Origin of the sequence: Streptomyces sp. NPDC059169 (genome assembly GCF_042755225.1) — a bacterium.
GTDB lineage: Bacteria > Actinomycetota > Actinomycetes > Streptomycetales > Streptomycetaceae > Streptomyces.
In genome coordinates this window covers 1-10,219 of sequence record NZ_JBHZCF010000039.1, presented here as the reverse complement: position 1 = coordinate 10,219, position 10,219 = coordinate 1, and the positions used below count along the sequence as shown (strand labels likewise).

Annotated in this window: 2 protein-coding genes; both read left to right on the top strand. The window is 71.5% G+C overall.

From position 1 onward, the window contains the following. The coding region (locus ACFXOM_RS35375) for a beta-ketoacyl reductase (RefSeq protein ID WP_385041582.1) at nucleotides 1-1,062 on the top strand (1,062 nt) is incomplete at its 5' end. Nucleotides 1,063-1,118: 56 nt separating this feature from the next. Then, the coding region (locus tag ACFXOM_RS35370) for a type I polyketide synthase (RefSeq protein WP_385041579.1) at nucleotides 1,119-10,219 on the top strand (9,101 nt) is incomplete at its 3' end.

Here is a 10,219-nt window from a genome sequence, read left to right as displayed (position 1 = left end):
GTGCTCGACGACGGCATGCTGGCCTCGCTGACGCCGGCCCGCGTGGACGCGGTGCTGGCGCCGAAGGCGGACGCCCTGGTCCACCTGCACGAACTCACCCGTGACGAAGACCTGGCGGCATTCGTCGTCTTCTCCTCGACAGCCGGCGTGTTCGGCGCTCCCGGCCAGGCCAACTACGCCGCCGCCAATGCGTTCTGCGACGCCTTCGCCGCCGAACGGCGTGCCGCGGGGCTGCCAGCCACCTCGCTCGCCTGGGGGCCGTGGTCCCGCACGACGGGCATGACCAGCGGACTCACCGAAGCCGACCTGCAACGTATGGCGCGCGCCGGGCTGCCCGCCCTGCCCCCCGACCGCGGACTCGCCCTCTTCGACGCGGCACTCGAGCGGCCAGAGGCGACCCTGCTGCCGATGCTGGTCGATCAGCGCGCCCTCGGCTCCGGCGGTCCCGTACCGCCCCTGCTGAGCGGCCTGCTGCCGACGACGGCACGCCGCACCGCAGCTGCGGGCCCGGCCCCGGCGGCACCGGGCTCCTCCGAGTCCCTGCCCCGAACGCTCGCCGCCCTGACCCGCGACGAGGCACACCACATCGTCCTCGACGTGGTGTGCGCCCAAGTCGCCGCGGTGCTCGGCCACGCCTCCGCGGCCGAGGTAGGCGACCAGCAGTCGTTCAGGGACCTCGGCTTCGACTCGCTGACCGCGGTGGAACTGCGCAACCGGCTCACCGCCGTCACCGGAACACTGCTGCCCGCCACGCTCGTCTTCGACTACCCCACACCACTGGCCCTCGCCGACCACCTGTGCGCGGAGCTCGTCCCCGAGCACCCCGCGGGGACCGATGCCGCACGGGAGGACGAAGCAGCGCTACGCGAGACCCTGGCCGCCATCCCCCTTGCACGTCTTCGGGCCGCCGGTCTGCTGGACGACCTGCTGGCGCTCGCGCGGCCGGAGCCGTCCACCACGGACCGCGGGCCGGAACCCCGTGACACCCCCGACTCCGATGCCATCGAGAGCATGGAAGTCGATGACCTCGTGCGCCTCGCGTTCGGCGCCACGGACGGCTGAGCGCCGCCGTCCCGACGAAGCCACACCACGAAGCCGGAATGATGGAGAGCTGACCAATGGCCACGTCCGCGGATCAGATCGTCGAAGCCCTCCGGGCGTCGCTGCGGGAGAACGACCGGCTGCGCAAGCAGAACCAGCAGCTCGTCGACGCCGCGGGCGAACCCCTCGCCATCGTCGCCATGAGCTGCCGTTTTCCCGGTGGCGTGCAGACGCCCGAGGAGTTCTGGCAGCTACTCGCGGACGGCACCGACGCGCTGTCCGACCTCCCCGCCGACCGGGGCTGGGAACTGGGCGCACTCGACGCGACGATCACACGCGGTGGCTTCCTCCACACCGCCGACGAGTTCGACCCGCAGTTCTTCGGGATGAGCCCGCGCGAGGCACTGGCCACCGACCCGCAGCAGCGGCTCCTGCTGGAGGTGTCCTGGGAAGCGCTGGAGCGCGCGGGCATCGACCCGATGACCCTGCGCGGCAGCAGGACCGCCGTCTTCGCAGGCTGCAGCAACCAGGAGTACGGCTCCGGGCTGCGCGGCAACGTCCCCGAGGGCGTCGAGGGACACATCCTCACCGGCACCACGGGCAGCGTCGTCTCCGGCCGGGTCGCCTACGCCCTCGGCCTCGAAGGCCCCGCCGTCACCGTGGACACGGCCTGCTCCTCCTCCCTGGTCACCCTGCACCTCGCCGCGCAGTCCCTCCGGGCGGGCGAATGCGACCTGGCGCTCGCCGGCGGCGTGGCGGTCATGTCCACCCCGGCTGCCTTCGTCGAGTTCGATCGGCAGGGAGGGCTCGCCCGCGACGGCCGCTGCAAGCCGTTCTCCGACGACGCCGACGGCACCGGCTGGGGCGAGGGCGCCGGCATGTTGCTCGTCGAACGGCTCTCCGACGCCCGCCGCAACGGACACCCCGTCCTCGCCCTGCTCCGCGGCAGCGCCCTCAACCAGGACGGCGCCTCCAACGGCCTGACGGCCCCCAACGGGCCCGCCCAGCAACGCGTGATCCGCTCCGCGCTCACCGGCGCCGGACTGTCCGCCGCCGACGTGGACGCCGTCGAGGCCCACGGCACCGGTACGGCGCTGGGCGACCCGATCGAAGCACAGGCGCTGCTCGCCACGTACGGTCAGGACCGAGCAGCGGACCGGCCGCTGTGGCTCGGTTCGGTGAAGTCCAACATCGGTCACACCCAGGCCGCCGCGGGCGTCGCCGGCGTGATCAAGATGGTCCTCGCCCTGCAGCACGGTGTCCTACCGCAGAGCCTGCACACCACCCGTCCCTCCACGCACGTGGACTGGTCGACGGGCCGCGTCCGACTGCTGACCGAGGCCGTGACCTGGCCGGACAACGCACGTCCGCGCCGCGCCGCAGTTTCCTCCTTCAGCATCAGCGGCACCAACGCCCACACCATCCTGGAGCAGGCACCCGAGGACCGGGAACGCACACCGAAGGACGCTGAACAGCCCGCGGCGCCCGGCGAAGCCACGTCCGCACACGGGGAATCGACCGCCGGAGCCACCCCGTCGCCGATCGGGGCCCGGCTTCCGTACATTCCGTGGGCGCTCTCCGCCCGCACCGCGGACGCCCTGCGGGCACAGGCCGGCCGGCTGCGTGCACACCTGGACCGCCACCCCGACGCGGACCCGTACGACCTGGCCTACTCACTCGCCACCTCCCGGTCGGCCTTCGAGCACCGTGCGGTGCTGCTCGGCACCGATCCGACCGAACTGCAGAGCAAACTGACCGCGCTCGCCGAGGAGGGCCCCCACGCAGCGGGTGCCGTCAGCGGCTCCCCCCTCCGCGGCAAGACCGCGTTCCTGTTCACCGGCCAGGGGGCTCAGCACCTCGGCATGGGACGCGAACTGTACGCCACCTTCCCCGTTTTCGCCGACGCCTTCGACGCCGTCTGCGCGCACCTCGACCCGGAGCTCGAACGGCCCCTGCGGGACACCGTCTTCGGTGACGACGCGGCTCAACTGGACCGCACGGGAAACACCCAGCCCGCACTCTTCGCCTTCGAAGTGGCCCTCTTCCGGCTGCTCACCTCCTGGGCCCTCAGGCCCGACGTCGTCATGGGCCACTCGATCGGCGAACTGGCCGCCGCGCACATCGCCGGCGTGCTGTCCCTCCCGGACGCCTGCCGTCTGGTGGCGGCACGCGGACGGCTCATGCAGGCTCTCCCGCCCGGCGGAGCCATGGCTTCCCTCCAGGCGACCGAAGCCGAAGTACGGCCGCTGCTCGCGGACACCGCCGACCGCGTGAGCATCGCCGCGGTCAACGGCCCCGACGCCACCGTCATCGCCGGCGAGGAAACCGCCGTGAAAACCCTCGCCGACCACTTCCGTGACCTGGGACGCAAGGTCTCCCGACTGCGGGTCAGCCACGCCTTCCACTCGCCGCTGATGGACCCGATGCTGGCGGACCTGCGCGCCACCGCCCGCGACCTCACCTACCGGAAGCCGCAGATCCCCGTCGTCTCGAACGTCACCGGACGCCTCGCCACCACCGACGAGCTGTGCAGTCCCGACTACTGGGTACGCCACGCCCGCGAGGCCGTGCGCTTCGCCGACGGCGTCCGCGCACTCGCCGAGCGCAACGTCACCCGGCTCGTCGAACTCGGCCCCGACGGCACCCTCACCGCACTGGCCGCGGCCTGCCTGCCCGAAGGCGATCGGCTGCTGACCTCCCTCCTGCGCAAGGACGCCCCCGAAGCCCTCAGCCTGCTCACCGCGCTCAGCAGGCTCCACACCGCCGGCGCAACCCTCGACTGGGCCGCCCTGCTGCCCGGCGCCCGCCGCGTCGACCTGCCCACCTACGCCTTCCAGCGCACCCGCTACTGGCTCCACGCCACGCCCTTCGAGGACACCCCCGCCGCCGGGCCGGCCGACTCCGCGTTCTGGACCGCCGTCGAGCAGCAGAACCTGCCTGAACTCGCGGACAGCCTCAGCCTCGACCGCTCACTCCTCGAACCGGTCGTCCCCGCACTCGCAGCCTTCCACCGCGACCAGCAGCAGCACTCCACCGCACGGACCTGGCGGCACACGGAACACTGGGAGCCCGTCGACCCCAGCCCCACCACCACCGCACCGGCCCACTGGCTGCTCGTCGTCCCCGCCGCGGACCCGGAGCAGTACCGGAGCGTCGCCGAAGTCCTCACGACCGCACTCGCCGGACACGGCACGACCGTCACCACCCTGAGCCTCAAGACCGACGCCGACGCCGAGCACCTCGCGCAACGCCTCGACGAGACGCGCGACCGGGATCACGGTCCGGACGAGCTCAACGTCCTCTCCCTGCTCGGCCTCGGCACGGGCCGCGAGCCCCACCACCCCGACACTCCCGCCGCCCTCGCCCTGACCGGTGCACTCGTCCAGGCACTGCTGCGCACCGACGCCCCCGTACGGCTGTGGACCGTGACCCGGGGCGCCGTCAGCATCGGCCGCTCCGACCCGCTCAGCGCCCCCGGGCAGGCCACCTTCTGGGGCCTCGGCCGCAGCGCCGCAATCGAACACCCCGACCACTGGACCGGCCTCGTCGACCTGCCGGAGCAGTTCGACGAACGTGCCCTGGACCGACTGCGCGCGGTGCTCCACACCCCCGGCACCCCCGGCCACGACAACGAGTTCGCCCTCCGTGCCTCCGGCGTCTTCGCCCGCCGACTGATCCGAGCGCCCCGCCCGGAGCGGCCCGGCGACGCGTCCGCCTGGGCGCCGGCCGGCACCACACTGATCACCGGCGGTACCGGCACCATCGGCTCCGCCCTCGCCCGCCGACTGGCCCGCGAAGGCGCCGCGCACCTGCTGCTCGTCAGCAGGCGCGGCCCCGAAGCCCCGGGCGCCGAAGACCTCGTCGCCGAACTCACGGCACTCGGCACCCGTACCACCCTCGCCGCCTGCGACCCCGCCGACCGCGACGCACTGGCCCAACTCCTCGCCTCCATCCCCGAGGACCAGCCCCTGACCAGTGTGTTCCACACCGCGGGAGTCCTCGACGACGGGACCCTCGCCACCATGGACGCGGAACGGTTCGCCACCGTGCTCCGCCCCAAGACCGAGGCCGCCGCCAACCTCCACGACCTCACCTGCGCACACGACCTGACGGCGTTCGTGCTCTTCTCCTCCATCGCGGGGACCCTCGGCGCGGCCGGCCAGGCCAACTACGCCGCGGCCAACGCCGGACTGGACGCCCTCGCCCAGCACCGCCGCGCCCACGGGCTGCCGGCGACCAGCATCGCCTGGGGCCCCTGGGCACACGACGGCATGGCCGCCGACCCCACCCTTCGCGCCAAACTCAGCCGCGCCGGCCTGCCGCCCATGGAGCCGGACACCGCGCTGGTCGCCCTGCACCAGGCCCTCGACCAGGGCGAGACCCACCTCGTCATCGCCGACATCGACTGGGACCTGTTCCCCGCAGGCCGCAACACCCTCTTCGGCAAACTGCCCGAAGCCGCCGCCCAGAACCCCGGCCGGGAAACCCCGGCCGACGATGTGCGCAGCGTCCTCGCCGCCCTGCACACCCCCGTCGAACAGGAACAACACCTGCTCCGCCTGGTGCGTCGGACCACCGCCGCAGTCCTGGGATTCCCGGGTCCTGACGCCGTTGACACCACTCGCACCTTCCAGGAGCTCGGCACCGACTCCCTCACCGCGGTCGAACTGCGCAACACCCTCTCCGCAGCCGTCACACTGCCCCTCTCCCCGACGCTCGTGTTCGACTACCCGACGCCGCCGGCACTGGCGCGTCATCTCCGTGCCGAACTCATGGGAGACCTCGGCGAGCAGCACACCGTCGCACTCGCGCAGCCCGTGCGGGCGGACGACGAACCGATCGCCATCGTGGGCATGGCCTGCCGCTACCCCGGCGACGTACGGTCACCGGAAGACCTCTGGCAGCTGATCGTCGACGGCGGCGACGCCATCACGCCCTTCCCGGAGGACCGCGGCTGGAACATCGATGCCGTCTACGACCCCGACTCCGGCTGCCCGGGCACCAGTTACGTGCGCGAAGGCGGATTCGTCCGCGGCGCCGGTGACTTCGACCCCGGCTTCTTCGGTATCTCGCCGCGCGAGGCCCTGGCCATGGACCCCCAGCAGCGGATGCTGCTGGAGATCTCCTGGGAGGCCGTCGAACGGGCCGGCATCGCCCCGCTGTCGTTGCGCGGCAGCCGCAGCGGACTCTTCGTGGGCTGCGGCTACCAGGGCTACGGCTCGGGCTCCGTCGACATGCCCGACGACCTCCTGGGCCATTTGCTCACCGGAAGCTCCGGCGCCGTGGTGTCCGGCCGCGTTGCGTATGCGCTGGGCCTGGAAGGGCCCGCGGTCACCGTGGACACGGCGTGTTCCTCGTCGTTGGTCGCCCTGCACCTGGCGGTGCAGTCCCTGCGGTCGGGCGACTGTGACCTGGCTCTCGCCGGCGGCGTGACCGTGATGTCCACGCCGGGCGCCTTCATCGAGTTCAGCCGGCAGCGGGGCCTGGCCGCGGACGCACGCTGCAAGGCGTTCGCCGAGTCCGCGGACGGCACCATATGGAGCGAAGGCGCCGGCGTCGTCCTGGTGGAGCGGCTCTCAGACGCGCGGCGCAACGGCCACCGGGTGCTCGCGGTCGTCCGTGGCACCGCCGTGAACCAGGACGGCGCCTCCAACGGCCTCACCGCCCCGAACGGCCCCTCGCAGCAACGGGTGATCCGACAGGCGCTGGCCGGCGCCGGGCTCTCGGCGTCCGACGTCGACGCAGTCGAGGGCCACGGCACGGGCACCACGCTCGGTGACCCGATCGAGGCGCAGGCGCTCCTGGCCACCTATGGCCAGGAACACGAAGCGGACCGCCCGCTGTGGCTGGGCTCCGTGAAGGGCAACATCGGCCATACCCAGGTCGCAGCCGGTGTGGCGGGTGTGATCAAGATGGTGGAGGCCCTCCGGCACGGCGTACTGCCGCGGAGCCGCTACGCGGAGGAGCCGTCCTCGCACGTGGACTGGTCCACCGGTCACGTACGGCTGCTGAGCGAGGACGTGCCATGGCCGGAAACGGACCGTCCTCGCCGGGCCGGCGTCTCGTCATTCGGCGTGAGCGGCACCAACGCCCATGTGATCATCGAGCAACCCCCGACGGACGCGCCGCGGGACGAGTCGCGGGACGGCGACACCCGCGACGGGACAGTCGGGATGCCCGAGCCCGCGACTCTTGTTCCCTGGGTGCTGTCCGGACGCAGCGAGGCGGCTCTCAGGGCTCAAGCCGAGCGACTGGCGGCCCATATGCACAGCCACCCCGGGCTGGACCCGAGGGATGTGGGGTTCTCGCTCGTCACCACACGATCCCCGTTCGAACACCGAGCCGTCGTGCTCGGGCAGGACCGGGAGTCGCTGCTCGACGGCGTCCACGCCCTCGCCCACGGAGAGCAACGGGGCGATGTGACCGAGGGCTTGGCCACCCCCGCGGGAAGCCTGGCGCTCATGTTCGCGGGGCAGGGTTCGCAGCGGGTGGGTATGGGTCGGGAGTTGTATGAGGCGTTTCCGGTGTTCGCGGATGCCTTTGATTCCGTTTGTGCTCACTTTGATGGTGAGTTGGAGTTGTCGTTGCGGGGTGTGGTGTTTGGCGATGTGGCGGATGTGGCGGATGTGGCTGGTGGTGGTGTGGGGTGGTTGGATCGGACGGGGTTCACTCAGCCGGGGTTGTTTGCTCTGGAGGTGGCGTTGTTCCGGTTGGTGGAGTCGTTTGGTGTGCGGCCGGATTATGTGGTGGGTCATTCGGTGGGTGAGTTGGTGGCGGCGCATGTGGCGGGTGTGTTGTCGTTGGAGGATGCGTGTCGTTTGGTGGCGGCTCGTGGGCGGTTGATGCAGGCGCTTCCGGTGGGTGGTGCGATGGTGGCGTTGCAGGCTGCGGAGGGTGAGGTGTTGTCGTTGTTGGAGGGGCGTGGGCTGGGGGTGGGGGTTGCTGCGGTGAACGGTCCGCGGTCGGTGGTGGTCTCTGGTGAGGAGGCCGCGGTGTCGGAGGTTGCGGAGCGGTGTGAGGCTCGGGGGTGGAAGGTGAAGCGGCTGCGGGTGAGTCATGCCTTCCACTCGCCGTTGATGGATCCGATGCTGGAGGAGTTCCGGGCGGTCGCCGCGAGCGTGACCTACACCGAGCCACGCATCCCGGTGGTCTCCAACGTGACCGGCACCCTCGCCACGCCGCAGGAGCTGATGTCCCCCGACTACTGGGTGCGCCACGTCCGCCAGACGGTGCGCTTCGCCGACGGCGTCCAATGGCTCGCGGACCACGGTGTGACCAGGTTCCTGGAGATCGGGCCGGACGGCACCCTGACCGCCATGGCACAGGGCTGCCTCGACAGCGACACCGACACGGACCGCCTCCTCGTCCCCGCCCTCCGCAAGGACCGTCCGGAAGCGAAGGGGCTCCTCACCGCACTCGGTCACGCCTACGCCCGCGGCGTCCCCGTCGACTGGGCCACCCTCTTCGCCGGCACCGGTGCCCAGCAGGTCGACCTGCCCACCTACGCCTTCCAGCAGCAGCGGTACTGGCTCAAGCTCGCCCACACCAACGCAACCAATCTCGGTTCCGCAGGGTTGCAGGCAGCCGAGCACCCACTGCTCGCAGCCACCATGACCCTCGCCGACACCTCGTCGGTCGTTTTCACCGGACGGCTCTCCACGCAGGAACACCCATGGATCCAGGACCACGTCGTCGACGGCTCCCTCCTCGTCCCCGGTACGGCCTTCCTGGAACTCGCGCTCCGCGCTGCCGACCAAGCCGCCTGCGACCGGGTCGAGTCGCTCACCATCGAAGCCCCGCTGGTGCTCCCGGCTCATGAGTCCGTCCAGCTGCAGATGCGCATCCAGGAGCCCGACCTCCACGGCACCCGTGCATTGACCATCCACTCCTGCAGCATCGGAAGCACCGGTGTCGCCGAGGAACCATGGGTCCGGCACGCCACCGGCGTGCTGGGAGCGGCTGATCACCGAGAGGCCTTCGACTTCGCGGTCTGGCCCCCGGAAGGGGCACAACCCGTCCCGACGGACGGTCTCTACGACGCCTTCGCCGAAGCCGGGATCGCCTACGGGCCCGCCTTCCGCGGGCTGCAAGCCGTCTGGCGCCGCGACGTCGACCTCTTCGCCACGGTGGAGCTGCCCGGCTCGTCAGAGGCAGCGTCATTCGGGCTGCACCCGGCGCTGCTGGACACCGTCCTCCACGCCCTGGCACTCGAAACGTCGGAGACCGCCACGCTTGGACAATTGCCGGTCTCCTGGAAGGACGTGAGGCTGCACGCCTCAGGAGCCACCGTGCTCCGGGCACGTCTCTCGGCGCACGGGGACGGCGAAGTGTCGCTCCAACTGGCCGACGCCGTAGGACAACCGGTGGCGGAGATCGCATCCCTCACACGGCAGCCGATGACGGCTGACACTCTCAGCCGCGCCTGGCAGGGCAGCACCCACTCCGACGCCCTGTACCGGGTCGATTGGACCCCTATGCCCGAGACCGCCGTGGAACCCGACGGCCTGGACGGTCCAGAGGGTCTCGTCGAATTCCACGAGCTCGGCCCCGGGCCGGACGACACCGTACCCGCGTACGTTGCGCTACGCCTCGACGCCATCGGCGACGGATCCGTCGGGATCCCGACGGCCGCCCGCGCCGCCGCGGATCGGGCGCTGGCCTGCATACAGGAGTGGACGGCAACCGAGCGCTATGCCGCCGCGCGACTGGTGGTGGTCACGCGGAACGCCGTCCCGGCGGAACTACGCCAGCCCGACCCCGCTCAGGCCACAGTGTGGGGTCTCGTCCGAGCCGCGCGCGTCGAGCACCCCGATCGCCTGGTGCTGGTGGATGTCGATGACACGCATGCCTCCCTGGCCGCGCTGCCGGCTGCAGTTGGCTCGGGAGAGCCCGAACTCGCCCTGCGCGACGGCAAGGCGTACCTGCCGAGGCTGAGCACGAACGTCCGGCGGGACGAACTGTCGATGCCGAGCCTGCCGCAGGACGGCTGGATCCTTGAACGTGTCGATGGGGGGACGCTGGAGAGCCTGAGCCTGGTACGGAGTCCCGAGGCCAGGGCCACGCTGGAGCAGGGCGAGGTCCGGATCGCGGTGCGGGCTGCGGGGGTGAATTTCCGTGATGTGTTGAACGTTCTTGGTATGTATCCCGGTGATGCCGGTGCCTTCGGTTTGGAGGGTGC